Annotated in this window: 12 protein-coding genes; 4 read left to right on the forward strand and 8 right to left on the reverse strand. The window is 48.0% G+C overall.

Annotated elements, in window-relative coordinates; genetic code table 11:
- The first annotated feature begins 200 nt into the window (after positions 1–200).
- A complete protein-coding gene (locus tag MHI12_RS24075; RefSeq protein ID WP_405170537.1) occupies positions 201–1,076 on the forward strand; it encodes a DUF72 domain-containing protein in 876 nt (291 codons plus the stop codon).
- A gap of 190 nt (positions 1,077–1,266) precedes the next feature.
- Here MHI12_RS24075 and MHI12_RS24080 read toward each other — a convergent pair whose 3' ends face one another.
- The 7 genes from MHI12_RS24080 to MHI12_RS24110 form a co-directional block, all read right to left on the reverse strand.
- Positions 1,267–3,411 (reverse strand): glycoside hydrolase family 105 protein, encoded by a 2,145-nt coding sequence (locus MHI12_RS24080; RefSeq protein WP_405170538.1) that lies wholly within the window; start codon positions 3,409–3,411, stop codon positions 1,267–1,269.
- 90 nt (positions 3,412–3,501) lie between these two features.
- Entirely contained in the window at positions 3,502–4,323 is an 822-nt protein-coding gene (locus MHI12_RS24085) for a polysaccharide deacetylase family protein (RefSeq protein ID WP_405170539.1), read from the reverse strand.
- 17 nt (positions 4,324–4,340) lie between these two features.
- Positions 4,341–7,694 (reverse strand): glycosyl hydrolase, encoded by a 3,354-nt coding sequence (locus MHI12_RS24090; RefSeq protein ID WP_405170540.1) that lies wholly within the window; start codon positions 7,692–7,694, stop codon positions 4,341–4,343.
- Between the two features lie 240 nt (positions 7,695–7,934).
- Positions 7,935–9,440: an extracellular solute-binding protein gene (locus tag MHI12_RS24095; RefSeq protein ID WP_405170541.1), complete on the reverse strand. Its 1,506-nt coding sequence runs from the start codon at positions 9,438–9,440 to the stop codon at positions 7,935–7,937.
- Between the two features lie 18 nt (positions 9,441–9,458).
- Positions 9,459–10,346 (reverse strand): carbohydrate ABC transporter permease, encoded by an 888-nt coding sequence (locus MHI12_RS24100; RefSeq protein ID WP_017692544.1) that lies wholly within the window; start codon positions 10,344–10,346, stop codon positions 9,459–9,461.
- A 12-nt stretch (positions 10,347–10,358) separates the two neighbouring features.
- The gene (locus MHI12_RS24105) at positions 10,359–11,288 is read right to left on the reverse strand and encodes a sugar ABC transporter permease (protein WP_026081491.1); all 930 of its coding nucleotides are present in this window, start codon (positions 11,286–11,288) and stop codon (positions 10,359–10,361) included.
- 332 nt (positions 11,289–11,620) lie between these two features.
- A complete protein-coding gene (locus MHI12_RS24110; RefSeq protein ID WP_339310596.1) occupies positions 11,621–14,026 on the reverse strand; it encodes an AraC family transcriptional regulator in 2,406 nt (801 codons plus the stop codon).
- A gap of 215 nt (positions 14,027–14,241) precedes the next feature.
- Here MHI12_RS24110 and MHI12_RS24115 point away from each other — a divergent pair, with 215 nt between their 5' ends.
- From MHI12_RS24115 to MHI12_RS24125, 3 genes are all read left to right on the forward strand, one after another.
- A complete protein-coding gene (locus tag MHI12_RS24115; protein WP_076319745.1) occupies positions 14,242–15,597 on the forward strand; it encodes a dipeptidase in 1,356 nt (451 codons plus the stop codon).
- 994 nt (positions 15,598–16,591) lie between these two features.
- A complete protein-coding gene (locus tag MHI12_RS24120) occupies positions 16,592–17,227 on the forward strand; it encodes a TetR/AcrR family transcriptional regulator C-terminal domain-containing protein (RefSeq protein WP_341008701.1) in 636 nt (211 codons plus the stop codon).
- A gap of 155 nt (positions 17,228–17,382) precedes the next feature.
- Positions 17,383–18,969, forward strand: coding sequence for an oleate hydratase (locus tag MHI12_RS24125; RefSeq protein ID WP_405170542.1), 1,587 nt, complete (start codon positions 17,383–17,385; stop codon positions 18,967–18,969).
- An 818-nt stretch (positions 18,970–19,787) separates the two neighbouring features.
- Here MHI12_RS24125 and MHI12_RS24130 read toward each other — a convergent pair.
- On the reverse strand, positions 19,788–20,159 hold the full coding sequence (locus MHI12_RS24130; RefSeq protein WP_074096289.1) for a hypothetical protein: 372 nt from the start codon (positions 20,157–20,159) through the stop codon (positions 19,788–19,790).
- Positions 20,160–20,248: the final 89 nt, after the last annotated feature.

The raw sequence follows: 20,248 nt of genomic DNA on the forward strand, positions 1-20,248 counted from the left end.
CTATCTATAGTCGCTGTTGTACAAGCCTGATCATTTCCACTAGCTTTAATGTATTGTAACGTCTTTATTCTGCAAACTCAAAAAATTCCAGTAAGTATCCAACATTGAAGAGCCAAAATGCACACGATATAATGTTAGACATACGCCTGCAAATCGGTTAATTATAAGAGGTTGTTCAAAAAGCAACAGGAGGTGTTCTTATGATTCACATCGGACTTACCGGATGGGGGGATCAGGAAGATCTCTATCCAAACCGTACCAAAGCCAAAGACAAGCTCAGTCTATACGGACAGTACTTCTCCACCGTGGAGGTGGATAGTTCCTTCTACGCCGTTCAGCCGCGGGATCGAATGGCACGATGGGCTGCCGAGACGCCCGAATCCTTTGCTTTTATCATCAAAGCCTATCAGGGAATGACCGGACATCTGCGGGGCAAGCCCTACTTCACCAGCACGTCGGAGATGTATAAGGCTTTTCGGGAATCACTGGAACCGGTCATTGAAGCTGGCAAGATGCAGGCAGCCTTGTTTCAATATCCGCCTTGGTTTGAGTGCAATAAGGACAACGTGAAAGAACTTCGTGAAGTAAAACTTCGAATGGAGGGCATTCCTTGTGCTCTGGAATTCCGTCATCGTAGCTGGTATGAAGGTGACATGCGCGAGCGGACGCTTTCGTTCCTGAAAGAGCAGGGCTGGATTCACAGTGTCTGTGACGAACCTCAGGCGGGTTCAGGTTCTATCCCCATCGTGCCACAGGCGACGGATTCCGAGATGACGCTGGTGCGTATGCACGGACGCAATGTGTCCGGCTGGCATCAGAATGGTGCGCCTAATTGGCGCGAGACTCGTTATTTGTACCGTTACAACAAGGAAGAATTGTTGGAATGGAAAGGATATCTGGAGCAATTGCAGAAGCAGAGCAAGGATGTCTATGTTATTTTTAATAACAACTCCGGTGGCGATGCAGCGGCGAATGCCCAGATGATGATGGACCTGCTGGACCAGCCGGTGAAGCCTTTCCCTGACCGTTCTGAACCAGAACAGGAAGAAGGACCGGAGCAGCTGGAGCTATTTTAATGCGTGCTAAAAACGGAGTTATTCATATTATTGGGTGAAGGTAAGTGTATTTATATATTGCTTTATGCAGATCAGATTCGGGATTGGAATAAAACTAAAAGCGGCAAGCCTGAGGGCATTGCCGCTTTCTTTAGCTGGTAATCTACCTATAGAAGGCTATCCACATACATCCGTTCCGTTGCGTCAAACATCAGCGCTGCGCGGCTGTAACCGAAGAATCGATATGCGCCTCACGGAGCTGCTGATTCATTTTATGCGCTTCAATGCCAGCCAAGAGCACAATGCCGATTCCATGGGTATCGTTCAGATTCCACCCCAGATCATCGCGATAATACAAGGCGGTAAACGAGTACCCGGAACCGCGACATACCCCGTATATATTACCTTTATAGTCAATCGACAAACGCGTCATGCCTTCCCATCCTTTGCGTACGGCCTCCAGATAAGGCTCCGGTTGTTCTAGCCACCCTTCCCGAATTCCACGGGCATAGGCGTAGATGAACATCGATGTACAGGAGGTCTCTTCATACGAATCCGGGCGGTTTAGCACCTGATGCCAAAGTCCATTTTCCCCTTGCAGCGCCAGATAACCTTGACTTAAATCACGATAGAAACATAACAGTTCCGGCCGTTTCACATGATCATGCGGCAGAATGGACAACAGTTCGGTTAAGGAGAATAGCACCCAGCCGTTACCCCGTCCCCATGGAATACCTGTCGCCCGACCACGCACAAAATCATACACATGGGACATGATCTGTTGTTCGGGAAGGTAGAGGTATTTACGGAACATCAGGAACTGATTGACCGCATCATCCCAATACGTCGCATCTCCTGTCAACTGACCATAACGCATCAGAAAAGGTGTACTCATGTACAAGTCATCACACCACATCGTCTCCTGACGCATCTCCCCACTGCCGCGAACCCGGTAAAAGGCACCATCCTCCAGACGCTCCTGCTCATCCGTAATGTAGCCCGCAATCCGATCCGCGGTATCTCTTCCCCCACGAATATCGCCAAACTCCATCGCAACAAGCAGCGTAGACCCAAACGAACCGCAATCATCCAGGCTGTCGATGGCAGACAGTTGATTATTGATTCCTGCTGCACCATACCCTTCCCGATCCCAAAGACCATAGCGGTCGAATGAAGTACTCAGTTCAATATGTTGCCGCACGTACTGAATGTAATCATCCCGTCCCAATTCCTGTCCCGTCTGGAGTAGTCCAAGCAGGGTAACGCCGAGCGGATAATTCCACTTTCCGTAATGTGTATTTTCCAGGTAAGGACGAACATGGGTGTCGGGAAGATCTACACGCCAATACACACCTTTTGCGCCATCATCAAATACGGTATCGGTTCGCACGATATCGTCGTGGGATGGTTCAGCACCAGGAGCAAACACACCTGTGTACAGCCAGGGGTCAGAGCATCCCGCAACCGGATGAGGAGGTTTCAATCTCCAGCCTGTGGAACCCGAACGCTCGGCATCTTCCAACGTGAATCCCCATGAGCCGCCGACTTCCTGAATTTCACCTTTCGCGACCAGATCAGATGAACCGTAACGGCGAGGAAGTTCAACGCGGAAATTACCGCTGCTTCCAGCAGAGTATACTTCCGTACCATCCACATACAGAGTCAAAGCACCAGCATGACGGCCTTGTAAAATAACTGGCGTTGATCCTGGCAAGGTTACATCCAGTTTGGACCAGGCGTAAGCAACAGCTAATTGTTCTGTTCCAAAGATGCGGGCAAAAGAACCCATACTCTGCTCCTCTTCTGTCCAGCCCCTGCGCGGATACCAGGAAAGGCCCGTTTCTTCTTCTGTCATGCCGTCACGAGGAAGAGATAATACAGGTTCATCAACGGGTTCCGAATATAACCAGCCCTCCTGACCCTGACGATCTGCCCCAGGAGTGAGGAAGTGCAGCGGGAAATTTTTGAAAGAGGCTGTTCCGTAGATACCCCCGAATCCTACTTCTGTTTTGACAAAACATAGCAACACATCATTCCAGCCATAGTTAACGGAAATCGGAATCTGGGTTCTTCGCTCGGGAAATAACTCCTGCAACAACTCGGACTTGAATACCTCTTCACCATTCACGTAGATCGTCACCGGACTATAACAGTTCAGGCCCGTATTTAACGTTGTATTCTGCTCGCTCCATAACTTGCCCCACACATATACGTATTGCCCTGCACACGCCTCTACGCATTTCTCATTCAGATTCAAGTCGTAGCGATAGTCCCCTAGCCTGCGAAAACCTCCCTGATGATAGGCTCTGAACAAAAATGAATGTTTCGGATGATCACCAATATAACGCTGAGCCACCGTTGTCAATATATCCGGAATTGAATCGTATACCTTGCCTGCAATCGCCTCGTTCTCATGAAAATAACGAATGATCGTCAGCTCCCTTCCTTATACCTTGATTCGTTCGCTTAGCCGCAATGTTTCTCCGCCCTGCACTTCAACAACCTGCTGATTCGCTGTGAACCAAACCGGGATGGCAGACGGATTATGGATGATGGATCGGTCGGCCGAACACTCCAGTCGTTGTACGGCTTTCCAATAGGCGATCACTTCGATGTTTGTCGCGTACCAGATGTCGTTCCTGCCGCCAATCTGCTCACCGAACTGTTCGATGATCTCCCAGTTGTCGTTGTCATTGAACTCATAGCTGTGACCCCAGACGTAGAGCAATAGTGGCGTACCTGTTTTGGAATGTTGGATAAAACGTTTGGCATGCCCCGCCAGATCATGGTTATGATGGCACGTTGGATGCCATTCAAGCGGCCGATCTGGCAACGTGTATCTGCCATGTGATTCAACGGTACGGGCATAATCAATGCCAAGCCACTCCAGCTTTGTACTTAACGCACGGTCGTACCCTCCGTTGGGATAAGCCATGCCTCGTACCGGATAACCGACAAGCTGCTCCAATGCTTTGCGGTCCTCCATAATCTCTTCGGTCAATAGTTCATTCGGAACATAAGGTAGCGTAGGGTGAGTAACCGTGTGAACGGCAACTTCATGTCCCGTATAAAGTTCAGCGACTTCCCCAGCCTCAATGCGGCCTGGATTGCCCAGGGTACCAGAGTTCAGATTAAAGGTTCCCCGCAGGCAATACCGATTACAGATCTCCACCAGTCTGCGATCATGCACCACTCCATCGTCATAACTGAGCGTTAACGCTTTCATCACACCACCTGGATAGCGGTCAAACTGAATACGATGTCCCATCCCTTACTTCCACTCCTTTATCCCAATTCTTCAACAGGTACATGACCTGCATCTTGTAATCGATGATGTTCCGAATCAAAATATGTGCCTTCCAGCAGGCCAATCAACGTGTTGGTAACACGAACTTCAATGTCGTTGTCTCCCGGACGCAACCAGGAGGCCTCTCCCTTCCAACGATACGGAGACCAGCATCTCACACCCAGGCTATGTCCGTTTACCCGCACTTCCACCACATCCTGCACACGCCAATCGCTAAATTCCAGATCAAACGAGGTAACATCTTCCCCTGACTCATCCAGCCAGAACGTGCGTTTATAACTCATTTCCCCGGCAAAATGGGGATACAGTGGCTGCGGTTCAGGTCCGATACGAAGGGCCGTATCCGACTCCCGTACAAGCGAAGCCATGCCTTCATGATGGAACTCCACGCCGAATCTACCTTGTAGATACAAGGGATCAACGATGCCATCCTCATCTTTTGTCACCTGCACAATCACCGTCATTTCGTTGAGACCGCTGTGCAGCAGCTCCGTGATATCACAAGCGATATTATTGTGGTCGGTTATTTCAATTGGATCGAATTGTTTCTTTTCAAGCGGTTGCCCATTAATCTCCATGGACCAACTGCCCGAGATCGCCGCTCTGTCCATAAATAACAGGCATGCAGGCAAAGCCGTTCTCAGTTCAAATGTGGTCGTATATCGACACTCGATGGGATAGGCTAAGGATGCTTTTTTCGGTGTGCCAAACACCTGATTAAACTGGACTGGCAGATGCTGCTGCTCCGATAATTCTGCCGCCTGATCAATAAACGGTTTTACAGCTACATACTGGCTTTCCAAGATCACACCATTAGCATTGGAAGCCTGAAGATGGAATTGTCCCATTCGCAAAATGTTAGGCTGCACCGTTTCCAGTCGCCATGGCCCTTCTGAAGGAACTCTGATCTTACTGGCTTGATTCACCCCTGCCGAAACATTCGCTCCGAACGTCGAACCCGTTTTGTCTGCTACATCCACTTTCGTTGGTTCTGCCTCTTCCTTCGCAGCTTGTAAAGTAAGACGAACAGCATGCGCTTCGTAAGGCGCCAGCGTTAGTGAAATACACCGTTCCCCGCCACTGCTCGTATACGGCAAGGCTTGAAGCTGCCCTGTCTCCAGATCAAGTCGTTCTGCCACGAGACAAGCACCCTCTGCCAGCTCCGTTCCATCCCACAGCTGTCTGGCGACCAGCTTCAATTGACCCTTCAGGTCCTGACCCTCCTGATTGGTCAAGAAAACCATATGCTCCCCAGCCGACAATTCACGGGTGTGCATCAGCAGGGAGGCACTTTCCTCTTCCATGATCCAGCAGATAGGTTCCGGCAATACCTGATCGAGCAGGAGAGAGATCAGCTCCAGCGAAAAGTCATCTCCTTGCCCCGTTCCTGCGGGTAGAAAATAAGCATTCCCCTCACCTTGATGCCACATGGTTTCATGGTTATCGTGATCTGTTGTCACGTTACGGCCCCAGTACACCTCTTGCGGCTGCTCGCCTGCACCAAAGAACTGGGCAGCTTCATCTCCCTCCGGACTTCCCGGCTGAATCGCAATATGCGGAGGCATACCAACAGAGATGACAGTTCCTCCCTGCCGAACAAATCGCTTCACCTGTTCCCAGGCCGCGGCCTCTAGATTCAGGATCGGTGGCAGGATCAACACCTCATAACGTGCCACGCCGATCTGAATGATGCCACCCGTTAAGTCAGCTTCCGCCAATAATTCGGGATCAAGGTGGTCGTAGTCACGTCTGTTTTCGAGCAGATGGGTAGTAATCCGCATCCAGTCCTTCGTCAGGCGCTCCAGTTGCGCTCGTTCTAATTCGTCCTGGCCGCTATACTCGAATCCATGTAGCGGATTACCCATCAGACTCCAAAATGTCGTCGTTGGGTCAAGCACGGCAATACGAATGTCTGCTGTTCCGGTGCTCATGAGATAGCTCAACCGTCCGGTGTAATCCCCTAACTGCCGGAAATGCTTCCAGTAGGGATTCTGCAAAAATTGAGATGGCGGTGCATCATGCTTCGTAAGCCCACCAATCGTATAGAAAAAGGCGTGAAAGTTATAAAAATTGGTGCCCATGGCGGCCATTCGATCGATCATCCACTTGGCATCCTGTAGCGTCATCGACCAGCCCACACTGTGAAAACATTCAATTAGATTGCGGCTTCGGCCCAATTGCCGGGCAAGCGAACTGACCATCTTGGGATTGTCACGCATCTTTTGACCATATCGTTCCAGAATCCACGATAAGGATCGTCCGATTTTCTCATGTGCCGAATCACCACCTGGCATATGGCTGAACAACTGGGTGGTCATCCGTACACCAGGCACTTCAGCCGCATACTGGATTCCTGCTTCCTCACACCAGTCATGCACCTGTTTGTGATAGGACTCCCGGAGAAGCAGATGCAGTGACTGGTAATAGTCATACCGAATCCGATGCGCGTCCGGAACATCACCATATAACAGGGCCGGTAGCGAATCGATCAGACTATAACCACAACGCTCGCTGAAATAACGGGGAAGTTGTGGTGACCAGGGGATACGACCCAGCGGTGCAATCTCATCCGAGAACATACCTTTAATTACGCTTTCAAATTGATCTCCAACCGCTGACTTATAACGCTCATGTGTCAGTTCAATAAAACGACTCATCGCTTCCTTGTGGCAAGGATCAACAAAGTTGCCGTAATATTTGAAATCATCGATCTCTTTTTCCTGAAATATAATCAACTCCCAATCACCCGGGGGAACATCCCACAACAAGCGGAACGCTGTTCGGTAGGTGAAGAACCGCTTGCGGTTATACGAGGTGAGTCCGGTCTCCTGATACACCTGATCGGTCTGGATATTGCCGATTTTGCTGCGCAAGTCAATGGATTCATGCCACAACCGTTTGCCCTGTTCATCTTTGGGAATCGCCTTGGCAACCAAGACTCGTCCCCATGGCAACTCCAGATCCACAGCTTCTCCGCCCTGAACCACCAACTGATGATGCACCAGCTGACGCTGCTTCGCTTCAGGGAAATCAAGGGTCACTTCCCCACCAGCCATCCCGCTTGGATATGGATATTCGTCATATAACCATACCTGCATGCCGTGAGCAGCCGCCGCTTCCACTGCAATCCGCACCTTATCAAACCACGCTTCCGACAGATAGGGAATTTGCAGTCCCTGACGTGGACAGATGAAGAATCCACCTACACCTTGCGCCGCCATCTCAGCCACTTGCCGCTTAACCTGTTCTTCTTCCATATCCCCGTTCCAGAACCAAAAGGGATGGACCCGGTACTGCGCCTCGGGATTTTCAAAAGCATCCCCGTTCCACATGTTGCCTTCCTCCCTGCGTGTCCAAAAGTGTGTGGTGTCCAGCTTTACCAATAACGTTCATTTAAGTTCATATAGGTTTGTTTCGCTTTGATTATACATCAAAAACCATATTCAGGAAGTCATAATTTCCAGAAAGTTGGATGAAATTTGGTTCACGGATCAAGCTATTACAGCGATAAGAAAAGCCCGGCTGTTTCCGTTACGCTGAAAGCACGGCTGCCGGGCTCTGGCTTATACGACTTAATTCAATGCAGCGTACAGTTCATTAACTTCTTTGACATAATCGTCTCCGCCGTTGTTCTTCCACAGAGCAACAGCATCTTCGAACCCTTTCTCATCAATCTGGCCTACGATATATTTGATCCGTGCATCGTTGATGATATTGTCCAGCTGTGGTCCTTTCTGAGCGTAAACATCAGAGATCAGCGGTTCGCCAGGATTGGCAATGACAATCTCTTCGTTGGCTTTCTGCACCTGTGCAACCTTTTCACGGACAGGTGTCTGTTGTACACGAAGCGTTCTGTCTTCCGGCACAAACATCAAAATCTGATTTAAACCCTGCAGGTCGCGGAGCGCAAGCTTGTCAGTGCTCGGTATGATGTAGTCTTCTTTTTTCTCGTATTGCTTGCCTTCCAGTCCGTTGTACAACAATGCCTGCAATTCCGGTTCATTCAGCTGATCCAGAAAACTCAGTACCTTCTTCAGGTCTTCTTCCGTTTTGACACTGCTTTTGGAGATCGCAATCAGGCCGGAGTAGCCGGACGTTGGCATATCACGCAATCCTTTTGGACCTTCCATCGCTTGCAGCACATCCACGCGTCCTATCGCATTGGGGTCTTTATCGAGTATTTTCTGATCCATCCGCTGCGCATTATCTGCTACATCCACCATGACACCTGCTTGACCATTCACAAATGGATCAGGCAGTTTCGTTGCATCCATCACGGCAAAGTCCTTGTTGACCAGACCCTCACTATAAATTTGACGGAAAAATTTCAGAGCTTCCATGTATTCTGGTGTCTCATGCGCCGGAATCAGACCTCCGCTGCCATCATCTCCCCATTTGTTGGGTGCACCAAACCATACCTGCATGTTATCCCACGGGCCCGTGAATTTGCTGGCAACCAGACCGTACGTATCCTCCTTGCCGTTACCGTCTGGATCATCCTTCGTGAACGCTCTCAATACATTGTAAAATTCATCAATCGTCTTTGGCTCTTCCAACCCCAGATTCTCCAGCCAATCTTTGCGGATTGTGACCCCATTACGTCCCAGGGCGCGTGCCCGGTAGATTCCATAGGTTTTGCCATCGATTGAAGCATTGTTAGTGATGATTTCATTCATTTGGCTCAGATTCGGATAATCTTTCAGATAAGGACCCAGCTCCCAGAAAGCCCCGGTTCGGGCCGCATTAATGAAACTTGGGGACTTCCCTAAGACCACCATAATCTGAGGAAGCTTTCCCGAGGCCAGTGTGATGTTGAATTTGTCTTCGTACGAGCTGCTCGGCACCCACTGCAAGTTCACATCCACCTTGGTCAGTTCTTCAAGCTTCTGGATGACTGGACTGTTCTCCGGCGGATTCTCCGCTTCGAAGTTCGGAAGCATAATGGTAATTTCGTCGGTGCCACCCGCAGCGGTTCCTGAACCTGCTTTGTCCGTGGAGCATGCTCCCAGAACTGTACTCAATACCAGTGACGCAGAGAGTAGCAGTGCACCTTTTTTGAATCCCGTTTTTTGTCCCATACGTTCTCCCCCTTGGCTTTAGCCTTTGATTGAACCTAACATGACACCTTTGGCAAAATGCTTCTGCAAAAACGGATACACCAGCAAAATCGGAATGGTACCTACAACGATCACCGCCATTTTGATCGACTGCTCTGGTGGCTGTACAAAATTGGGGTCCATGTTAGCCATATCTCCGACACTGGCTTGTGAGAGCAACACGATCTGTCTCAGCATGACTTGCAGCGGCCATTTGTCACTGTCGGAAATGTACAGCAGTGCCGAGAAAAAATTGTTCCAGTGGCCTACGGCGTAGAACAAGGCAAACGTGGCAATGACCGGCTTCGATAAAGGCAGAACGATTCGCCACAGCACCCCGAGATCCGAACAGCCGTCGATGCGGGCCGCTTCCTCAAGCCCGGGCGGCATTTGCTGAAAAAAGTTTTTGACAACTATTAAGTTAAAAGCGCTGATTGCGCCAGGAAGCATAAGGGCCCAGTAAGAATCGAGCAGTCCCAGTCCACGAATGACGAGGTACGTTGGAATCATGCCACCACCAAATAACATCGAGAAAATCACCATGTTCATCATGACGTTACGGCCCCAGAAGTCACTTCTGGATAGTGGATAGGCCATCGTTAGTGTGAAGAACAGATTGACCAGTGTACCTGCCACCGTGATGAAAATGGAAACACCAATGCTACGAAAGATCGTGGACGAGGAGAAAATATACTCATACGCGCTGAAGGAAAACACCTTCGGAATGAGGAAAAAACTGCGTTCGGTGATCTCGGCTTCTGTTGCGAAAGAATTCCCTATAATATACAGGAACGGAAGGACGGTTAATATGCCCAGAATCCCCAGCATGACGTAATTGAAGATATCAAATACCTTGCCGGCAGGGCTGTTGTATAGACGGCTGTTCATGGGCGCTCCTCCTTAATAAATTCCGGGATGGCCGAATTTTTTCGCAAGTTTATTACTGCCAAGCACCAGTATAATCCCCACCACAGACTTGAATAGTCCCACAGCGGTACTGTAACTGAATGCACCTTGCGTAATCCCCACCGTGTACACATACGTATCAAAGACGTCTGCGACATCCCGGTTGAGGGAGTTGGTCATCAGATAGATCTGCTCAAATCCGGTATCGAGGAAGTTCCCCAGTCTGAGAATGAGCAAAATGACTATGGTCGTACGAATGGCTGGAAGTGTGATATGCCACATCCGCCGTAACCGTCCGGCGCCATCTACAATCGAAGCTTCATACTGCTCCGTGTCCACACCTGCGAGGGCCGCCAGGAAGATAATTGTGCCCCATCCCATCTCTTTCCACATCATCTGCACAATAATGAGCGGACGGAACGAACCTGGACTGGAGAGCACATCAATGGGCTTGCCTGTAATCCAGGCGATCAGGTCGTATAACACCCCGCCCTGCGGGGTCAGGAACACGTACGTGATACTCGCGATAATAACCATCGATACAAAATGGGGTACATAGACCAGCGTTTGAATCGTTCTTTTGAAGAAAGCGACCCGAATTTCATTTAATAACAAGGCGATAATGATCGGTGCCGGGAAAAAGAAGATAAGATCATACAGGGCAAGAACCAGCGTATTGCGTAATAATCGGAAGAAGTCCGGATTGGAGAAAAAGTTCGTAAAGTTCTCTAGCCCTACCCAGTTACTCTCCCGGATGCCCAGGAAAGGCTGGTAATCCTGAAAGGCAATGATGATCCCCCACATGGGCAAGTATTTAAAGATGACAAAGTACAAAAAGCCGGGAAGCACAAGCACATATAACCATTTGTTTCGTTTGATCTGCCTTTTCCAATTGGACTCCTGTTTTAATGGTCTTGTTGCCATATCCGCTTGAGCAGTTGCAGTACCATTGGTATTCCAGTCCGTCTTCCCGTTCATCATGTCTCCCCTTTCTCAACGATGTAAGCGTTATCAAATAACCTGATACTCAGACTATACAGCCGATCTTTTTCCGGCAACCTTCATTTTTTGCATTGCTCCGGCACATTGGCCGAAAAGCCCGCTATAACGCCATTCCCACAAGAAATTGAACATAACGTAGCAGGTAGAATTGCACATTTTTGCGGGTTTATCCTTCTTTGTATCACGGTAAAAAAAAAGAAAACCGACATCCACTAAAGCTGGATGCCAGTCTGAAATGACAAAGATACGAACGGTTATTGTCCAAACCATTGATCGCGATACTGACTCGGGGTAACTCCCTCCTGTTTCTTGAAGATCCGATTAAAATAACTGTGCTGATATCCCACAGCCGCCGCAACATCATTAATTTTCATCGTTGTCTCACGTAACAATTGCTTCGCCGCATCCATTCTCACACGTGTCAGATAATCAATAAAATTAATGCCTGAAACCTGTTTGAAAGCCTTACTCAGTGCATAGGGTGTCATCTGCTCCTCGTCAGCACAGTTTTCCAGCGAAATGTCGCTGCGGTAATGTGTATCGATGTACAACATCGTTCGTTCCACCACCAGTTTCAGCGGTTCCTGCGATCGTACCTCAACCTCTTGTATATACGGTATGAATACCTCATTCATCATCCACTGCCTCATCTGTACAGGTTCACGAATACCGGATAGTTGCTCATACATGTTGTAACCACCAAACAGCTTATAAGGTGTGACCCCCGTTTGCAGCATCATGTGCTGAATACTACCGAGCAATTGAAGCATCATCTGTTGCACCTGAAATTCGGTACTGCCCGTCCGCGTAATTTCACTCATGAATTGTTCCAGCACACGTTCTGCTTCGGCTTGTTTGCCCAGCCTGACCGCCTGTAACAACTCCCGTTCCAGCCCAAGTGGATAGGAAGCTGCTTCATTTCTGCGGAAACACGCCTCATCCTCCAGATCGAGAATCTGACTTCCTTCCTCCACACTGCGATAAGCCACGGCCTGTTCCATCTCAACGAATCGTCCGGGCAGTTCCTGAAGTGAAGCTGCTGGGCGACTGATCATCAAAGTCACCTTCAGTTTGAGTGTTCTTCCAATGACCTCCACAAGCTCCTGCCCCCATAACATCGCTTGTGATTTCACAGGTTCGTCCTGGGGAGCAATCACAAGCATGGCGGAAGACAGGTCATGAAAATTCATGACACTGATTTGCCTGAAATAATTTTTCGCAACTTCCTGAGTGATATTCACTGCTGCAAAAGTGACTAATCCCGTGTCCTGGCTTCCAAATCTGCCTTGCAGCTGCTCATATCCTGTAAAATACATCTGCACTAGCAAATACTGCTGGCCCTCCAGTTCAAATCCAAGATGACGCATGCGCTGCTGGAGATCCTGCTCGTTATAGGCATATAGATGCCCCTGTACAAGTTGTAAGACAAAACTGTCGCGCAGATGGGGAAGCTGCTCCTGCAATTGGCGATGTGCCGTAACACTGCGGGAGGTCAGTTCGTTCCACTGTTGCTCCAGCAGCTCAAACTCATCCAGCTTGGCATCCGTTGGTGTTGTTTCGTTTCTGCCAGGCGTAAGCAGATGCAGCATCCGCGCTACAGGTGAATATATGCGGCGTGAAGCAAACCAGGATAACAATAATCCCAGGATGAGACTGCCTATACTCGCAATGACGATGATTTTGGACACCAGTTTGACTGGCGAAGTGACTGATGTCAAAGGCGCTGCGGAGACGTAAGTCCAGTCTGAATCGATCCGACTCAATGAGCCGTATGACACAGAATAGGTCTGATCCTCATATCGGAACAGGAATGAGCGGCTGCCCGCATGCAGGGCTACTTCTTCTTTTAGCTGCTGCTCAAAAGCAGAAGTCTCTCCCGCCGTTCCCGGATTCCCGGTAACCAGTGTGTTTCCTTCCTGATCCATGAGGAACGTTAAACCTTCGTCGTAAGGAGTAAGCGTTTTCAACAAACTGGCAACTTTCTCGTTATCCAGCGTGATGATCAGTGCACCAAACGGATTAATGCTCTCCCCCGGTATCTTATGTACTAGAACAAGTGCATTGCCTGCATCCGTATGCAGCGGACTATCGTTAGTCGAAGGTTCGGTATCTCTGTTGATGCTGGAAACCCAGTCTGTCCAGTACACGTGGTTCCCCATGGAAAGGTATCGATCATATGCTTGTACTTTCGCTTCATCGTTCAATTCGGTATAATCCCGATTAAACAAGATTGGCTTCGGTTCCTGCAAATACAGCTGTGCTGACTTGATCAGTGGATGGGAACCTTGTAATACGTATAAGGTAGTCACAATCTCCTGCGTTTCATTAAAATAATACACAAAATCCAGTGTTCGCAAAGCATTGCCAAACCTCGGTTCAAAAGCCCAATGAGATAAGTTCATCTCCAGATAAGCCAGCTGGTCATCCACATTGCGTGCCCGGTTCTCGATCTGGTTCTGATGCATCTGATTGAACTCGGTCTCCATTCGGCCAACCACCTGTTGATACATGACGATACCTGTGATTAGCCCGGGAATGCTGGCAATGAGTAAAATCAGCATCAGGCTGTTTCGATAAAATCGCCCTTTATGCCTTCCAGCCTTCAAATCGGATAACCGCTTGAATCTGCCAAATATTCGATCGCTCCTAGTCGGTTCCATCGCTGCTCACCTGCCTGCTTGCATCGAGTCTGACTGTCATGGAAACTTCCTCAACTCCCCTGAGAATATATGGATGAAATCCTTTTCTTGTATTATACGCACAATCCTCAGGTGAATGAAACGATCTGTAACCGATCATTTTTTTAACCAATGTTTTATTAACATGACAAAATGGATTACAATGAGATATAGCAAACATGAAGGAGGCCTTTTTAATGAAAGAACAGACTTATTTTGAACAAAATAGAGAAAAACACCTGGCAGAACTGAATGAATGGTTGTCCATTCCAAGTATCTCTGCCATTTCAGAGCATAAAGAGGATATTAATCGTGCGGCACAATGGGCAGCAGATGCGCTCACACGTGCAGGCATGGAAAACGTAGAGGTCATTCAAACGGCTGGACATCCGATTGTCTATGCAGATCACCTGCATGCACCCGGCAAGCCGACGGCTCTGATCTATGGACACTATGATGTACAACCTGTTGATCCACTTAACCTGTGGGAGACGCCTCCTTTTGAACCTACCGTTCGTGATGGCAAGCTGTATGCCCGTGGTGCAACGGATGACAAAGGACAGATCTTCTTACATATCAAGGCAGTTGAAGCCATCCTCGCCGAAAACAAAGAACTGCCAGTTAACATCAAGTTCTGTATCGAAGGCGAAGAGGAAATCTCCAGCCCGAACTTGCCCATCTATCTGAATGAACATACAGACAAGCTGCGTGCAGACATGGTACTGATCTCGGATACGTCCCTGCTTGAAAAAGGAAAACCGGCGATCTCCACTGGCCTGCGCGGCCTATGCTCCATGCATGTAGATCTGAACACAGCCAATACCGACTTGCACTCCGGTTCATTTGGCGGCGGTGTACCTAACGCACTGCACGCACTCGTATCCCTGCTCGCTTCGTTGCATGATGAGCAAGGCCGTGTAAGCGTAGATGGTTTCTATGACGGCGTACTGCCACTGTCTCCTGAGATGAGAGAAGAATTTGTAAAACAAGGCTTCAATGAAGAACAGCTTCGTCAGGACCTTGGACTGGAGCAATTGTACGGCGAAGAAGGTTACTCGTTCGTGGAACGTGTTGGCGCTCGCCCAACATTGGAACTAAACGGCGTATGGGGTGGTTTCCAAGGCGAAGGTAGCAAAACGGTTATTCCGAAGGAAGCTCATGCCAAAATTACATGCCGCCTTGTTGCGGATCAAGATCCACAACATGTATTGGACCGTATCGAAGCACATCTGCGCGCTCACGTTCAACCGGGTGCAACGCTGCATGTGAAACAGATCGAAAAAGCTTTTGCTTTCAACACTGATCCTTCCAATCCAATTCTGCAAAAAGCAGCAGATGCATATGAGCACGTGTATGGCGTTCGTGCCCTCTTTACCAAAGATGGCGGCTCCATTCCGATTGTTGAGAAGCTCTCACGTGTACTCGAAATCCCTGCTGTCATGATGGGCTTTGGCTTGCCGGATGAGAATCTGCATGCACCGAACGAGCACTTCAACCTGGAGAACTTTGATAAAGGGTTGTTGACGATTGTTCAGTTCTTGAAGAGTTTGTAATAGTTAGGACTCATTTTAAAAATAAGTGCTGGGCAAGGTGCTAGTAGACGTTCCGGTGCCGAATCGTTCTTTCGATCGCTGTTATCCCCGGATTTCCTTGATTCCCTTTCTAAAGGGAGAAATCCGGGGATAAAGGCGAACGCTTCGCTTCTTCAGAATCGATTTCGTCCCCTTCACTACGTTGCGGCTTCTCGCAGACTGATTTTAAGATTGAGCCTAACTATTGAATGGTTAGTGTAATGGGGAGAACAAAAGGACGGCCTTCGGGTCGTTTTTTTTGATTTATTTTATTTCTTTGTTTTTTTGTTTCTTTCGAAAAGTTGTTTCTTGTTTCTTTGGTGAAATTGTGGTTTTTTCATGGCTGCTTTTTATGATGGAGACGATGGAGACTTACTTTTAAATGGATTAGTGTATTAGAGGTAACAACATGGTGACCTTATAGGCCGTATCTTTGAATTTTGTATTCACCATTGCGTTTGCAGCTCGCTTTTTTATGGCTTCTTTAAAGAAATGGATCTGACTTTGATGGGTTAGTGTGATAGCTCACAGAACGATGGGCTTCTAAACATTTTTTCCATTTTTTTCTCGATAACTTCGTTATCGTTGTTCCTATGACTGATTTTATAGACGGGGGCTCGGTTTTAATGGTTTAGTGTATGGGAGATAACATACGCGACGGCTTATCGGCCGTTTTTTTAGATTGATCGGTATCCTTCACTAGGTTTCAGCTTTTACCCTGACTGGGCTACTTTATTGTGACTGGTTTTAGACGACGGCTAACTTTTAAGGGTTTTGCTAGAGATAACTCAAGCGGTGCTCTTCGGCTGTTTGTTTGAATCGATTGATATTTAGAATGCACCCTTATGGAGTATGATGTGGATCGGGTAACGAAGATGGTTGATAGCTACAGGGGGATTTATAGATGGGAGGATCTTTCGGGATTCCTGCGTTTTGACTTGCTTAGTACTCAGGACTTCGGCGCGGGGCTTTTGCCATGAGTGTTTACGTGCTGTTGCGCCCCGGCAAGCTAATCCAAAATGATGAGGTGAATGTTGTGTCTGCTTCTCACCTAACCAAACATGCGCTGGCTCACTCGCTTAAATCACTGATGGAGCATACTCCACTGAACAAGATTACGGTCAAACATCTGGTTGACCATTGCGGCGTGAACCGGCAAACCTTTTATTATCATTTTCAGGATATTTACGCGCTACTTGGGTGGATCTATCAGACTGAAGCGGTGGAGAGCCTTACGGAGTACCGAAGCTACAGCACATGGACGGACGGATTCTATAAAATCTTTTGTTACATCGAGAACAACAAAACGTTCTGCTGCAACACACTCGACTCGCTCGGGCGCACCCACTTGGACACATACCTCTATGAAGTAACCCATGATCTGATCATGGGTGTTATTGATGAGCTGGCCTGTGGGATACAGGTCCGCAGTGAGGACAAAGAGTTCGTCGCCAACTTCTATACCTTGGCCTTCACGGGGCTGATCATCCAATGGATGAGGGGCGACATGCGAGAACCTCCCAAACATATTATTGAGATGCTCAGTGAGCTGATCGAAGGCAGTGTCCTGAGGGCACTGCACAGGTATGAGAATAAGCTGCCATCCACTTAAGGATGCGCGGCTTTTTTCATATGTGATCTAAGCCTAGGTTTTAGACACTTTTCCAAAAGTGACCAAAAATTAGACACTCCCGTTCTTTTGATCATACCTTACGGGACCTGCAAAGTTTACATTAGGGATGTGATTACAGAACCTTTTGGAGGCGAATGATCGTGAAGAAAGAACATGGTAATAAACAGGTCTATTTTGTAGGCGGTGGCATTGCATCATTGGCGGGTGCAGCTTATCTGGTCAGAGATTGTGGCTTTCCTGGAGAACACATTCACATTATCGAAGAAATGCCCATTCTCGGCGGTAGCAATGACGGGGCTGGCAATCCCGATCAAGGATATATCATCCGCGGCGGGCGGATGCTCAATGACGAGGCATATGAGAATCTGTGGGAGCTGCTGGCTTCCATCCCTTCCATCGACCGTCCGGGCATATCTGTCCGACAGGAAATTACCGAATTTGACGATGCCAATCCCACACATTCCAATGCACGACTCATCAACCGTGACGGGAAGGTCGAAGATGTGCTCTCGATGGGCTTTGATATGGCGGACCGTCTGGCGATGGGTAAACTGATTATTACTCCTGAAGACACGCTGGGTAAACTGCGCATCAACGACTGGTTTGGCCCTCATTTTTTCAAAACGAACTTCTGGTATATGTGGGCGACCACCTTCGCCTTCCAACCTTGGCATAGCGCCGTGGAATTCAAAAGATACATGCTTCGCTTTTTTCACGAATTCCCAAGAATTCAAACGCTGGAAGGTGTCACCCGCACACCGTTCAACCAATATGACTCGATTATCCTGCCATTGCATAACTACCTGGAACCGTTTGGCGTAGATTTCACGCTGAAATGTACGGTTACCGATCTGGATTTCAAAGACGGCGACGGCATTACAGTAAGTCGGATGCATGTGCTCAGGGGAGGTGAAGAGGAAGTCATTGACATCCTCGAAGGTGATCTCGTCATTGTCACAAATGGTTCAATGACCGAAGGAGCCGATATCGGCTCCATGACTTCCGCACCGAAACTGAATGGCAAGGGCAGCTCATGGAAGCTGTGGGAGAACATTGCCGCCAAGAAAGCGTTGCTGGGCAATCCTTCTTCTTTTAATGATCATGTGGATGAGTCTAAATGGGAATCGTTTACGGTCACCTTCCAGGATTCGGTCTTCTTTGATCTGATGGAGAAATTCACACGTAACCGGGCAGGCACCGGGGCTCTGGTTACTTTCAAGGATTCCAGCTGGTTCATGTCTGTTGTTCTAGCCTTTCAACCGCACTTCCGCGGTCAGCCGGAGCATGTAAAAGTATTCTGGGGATACGGATTATACCCGGATAACGTGGGCGATTACGTGAAGAAAAGAATGTGCGACTGTTCCGGGGAAGAGATTATGCAGGAGTTGATCGGCCATCTTCATTTCCAAGAACATCAAGATTCCATCATGGCTACAGCCAACTGTATTCCTTGCATGATGCCTTACATTACAGCGCAATTCATGCCTAGACTGAACAGCGACAGACCAAAGGTTGTGCCTGAAGGCTCCACCAACCTGGCCTTCATCAGCCAATTCTGCGAGATTCCCGATGACGTGGTATTCACCGAAGAATATTCAGTCCGAGCAGCACGGATCGCCGTATACACTCTTCTCGGAGAGAACCGGCCAATTGAGCCGATCAACAAGTATCAGTATGATGTTCGGACGCTGTTCAGCAGTTTTGTGACTTCGTTTAGATAACTAGTTATATAGAGGATTCAAATATAGGATGAAAGAATGGTTGGATTAATCGGTGGATGGGGATAGATCTTTGGAGATATCTGTAGAATTCGGTGAGTAACTTTGTGATCTTTAGGAAGCTTTGTTATCTTAATTCTATTGATTGTGCCAAGTTAGTAAGATATGAGTTACTACATGAGTTAGCTTCAGAAGCTTGCATCCCCGTTGAACGAATCAATGAGTGAATATGGTTGTTGCTGAACTGAAGAGTCGTTGTATAAAGCAAATAGAGAGAGTTCCGTCAGCGATGACAGGACTCTCTCTTTCGTTTACTCGTTTACTATGTAAGCCCGACACATAGCTTTCATCGAGATTGCCAACTGTCGTCTAAAGAACCTCACAAGCCTTATTTCTCGAAATTTCGCAGGTTTGATAATCTAACGAATCGTAGACACTTTATTTGTGCTGTAAGCATGTTTGGGTAGCAGAATATCGCTAAATTGTACTAAATAGCGTGTCTGAGATTCGTTACATTTTGTATGACAGCAAAATCATTGGAATAAGGCTTCACAGATTCGTTAGAACTGAGCACCCCTTCGGAGATGACTAATTATGAGATGCATTCGTTGTCATGTCTTGTTGTCGAGATCCTAGTCTATTCTTTCTTGAAACTTAACTTATTACTCTTCCATGTTACTCACGTATACTCTTGTAGTGTTCTTATTATTCTTGGTGTTTATTTTCATTTTTTCGTTGATACTCATCCCTATGAGAGCCACATATTATACTCTACTCTTCCTACTCACGCAGCTTATTACAGCCTACATATCACACTTAGCTTATGTGCGGAATGTTGTGAACTTCAGCATGTGCACAAGCTTGGATAAATGTGCGATCTCCTGCTGGACTCCAGAGGTGTCCGTACCTGCCATGGCCTGATTCGCCCGCAGCGTTCTGCGCGTGTTCAGCATACCTTCGATCAGTTTCATGACCGTGTTGCGTCCACGATGATCGACAATCATATACTTTTTGCGTGCATCCAGCTCTACCCATACGATGTTGCTAAATGATGTGAACAGATGCCTGCGGTACAGCTCCATATCGGTCTCATTGTAATGCTCGCCATAAAAGGCATAATATCCGTGTATGTGCAACTTCTCCGCCAACACTGTGATGAACGGATCATGTTCGAGCATAGCGTTACGTTCCATGTTTCACGCCTCCGTTATGCGTGATCCGCAGATCCCGTCTTTTTGAGATCTATTTTAACATATTGTGCAAGGTGTTGCCTCTACACAGA

This window comes from Paenibacillus sp. FSL H8-0280 (assembly GCF_045040665.1).
In the GTDB taxonomy this organism is placed as follows: Bacteria; Bacillota; Bacilli; order Paenibacillales; family Paenibacillaceae; genus Paenibacillus; species Paenibacillus xylanexedens_A.

What these genes read in the sequence shown, in the direction of transcription:
- MHI12_RS24075 (WP_405170537.1), top strand. Translation starts at nt 201, where the DNA reads ATGATTCACATCGGACTTACCGGATGGGGGGATCAGGAAGATCTCTAT.
- MHI12_RS24085 (WP_405170539.1), bottom strand. Translation starts at nt 4,323, where the DNA reads ATGGGACATCGTATTCAGTTTGACCGCTATCCAGGTGGTGTGATGAAA.
- MHI12_RS24090 (WP_405170540.1), bottom strand. Translation starts at nt 7,694, where the DNA reads ATGTGGAACGGGGATGCTTTTGAAAATCCCGAGGCGCAGTACCGGGTC.
- MHI12_RS24095 (WP_405170541.1), bottom strand. Translation starts at nt 9,440, where the DNA reads ATGGGACAAAAAACGGGATTCAAAAAAGGTGCACTGCTACTCTCTGCG.
- MHI12_RS24100 (WP_017692544.1), bottom strand. Translation starts at nt 10,346, where the DNA reads ATGAACAGCCGTCTATACAACAGCCCTGCCGGCAAGGTATTTGATATC.
- MHI12_RS24105 (WP_026081491.1), bottom strand. Translation starts at nt 11,288, where the DNA reads ATGGCAACAAGACCATTAAAACAGGAGTCCAATTGGAAAAGGCAGATC.
- MHI12_RS24110 (WP_339310596.1), bottom strand. Translation starts at nt 14,026, where the DNA reads ATGGAACCGACTAGGAGCGATCGAATATTTGGCAGATTCAAGCGGTTA.
- MHI12_RS24115 (WP_076319745.1), top strand. Translation starts at nt 14,242, where the DNA reads ATGAAAGAACAGACTTATTTTGAACAAAATAGAGAAAAACACCTGGCA.
- MHI12_RS24120 (WP_341008701.1), top strand. Translation starts at nt 16,592, where the DNA reads ATGAGTGTTTACGTGCTGTTGCGCCCCGGCAAGCTAATCCAAAATGAT.
- MHI12_RS24125 (WP_405170542.1), top strand. Translation starts at nt 17,383, where the DNA reads ATGATCGTGAAGAAAGAACATGGTAATAAACAGGTCTATTTTGTAGGC.
- MHI12_RS24130 (WP_074096289.1), bottom strand. Translation starts at nt 20,159, where the DNA reads ATGGAACGTAACGCTATGCTCGAACATGATCCGTTCATCACAGTGTTG.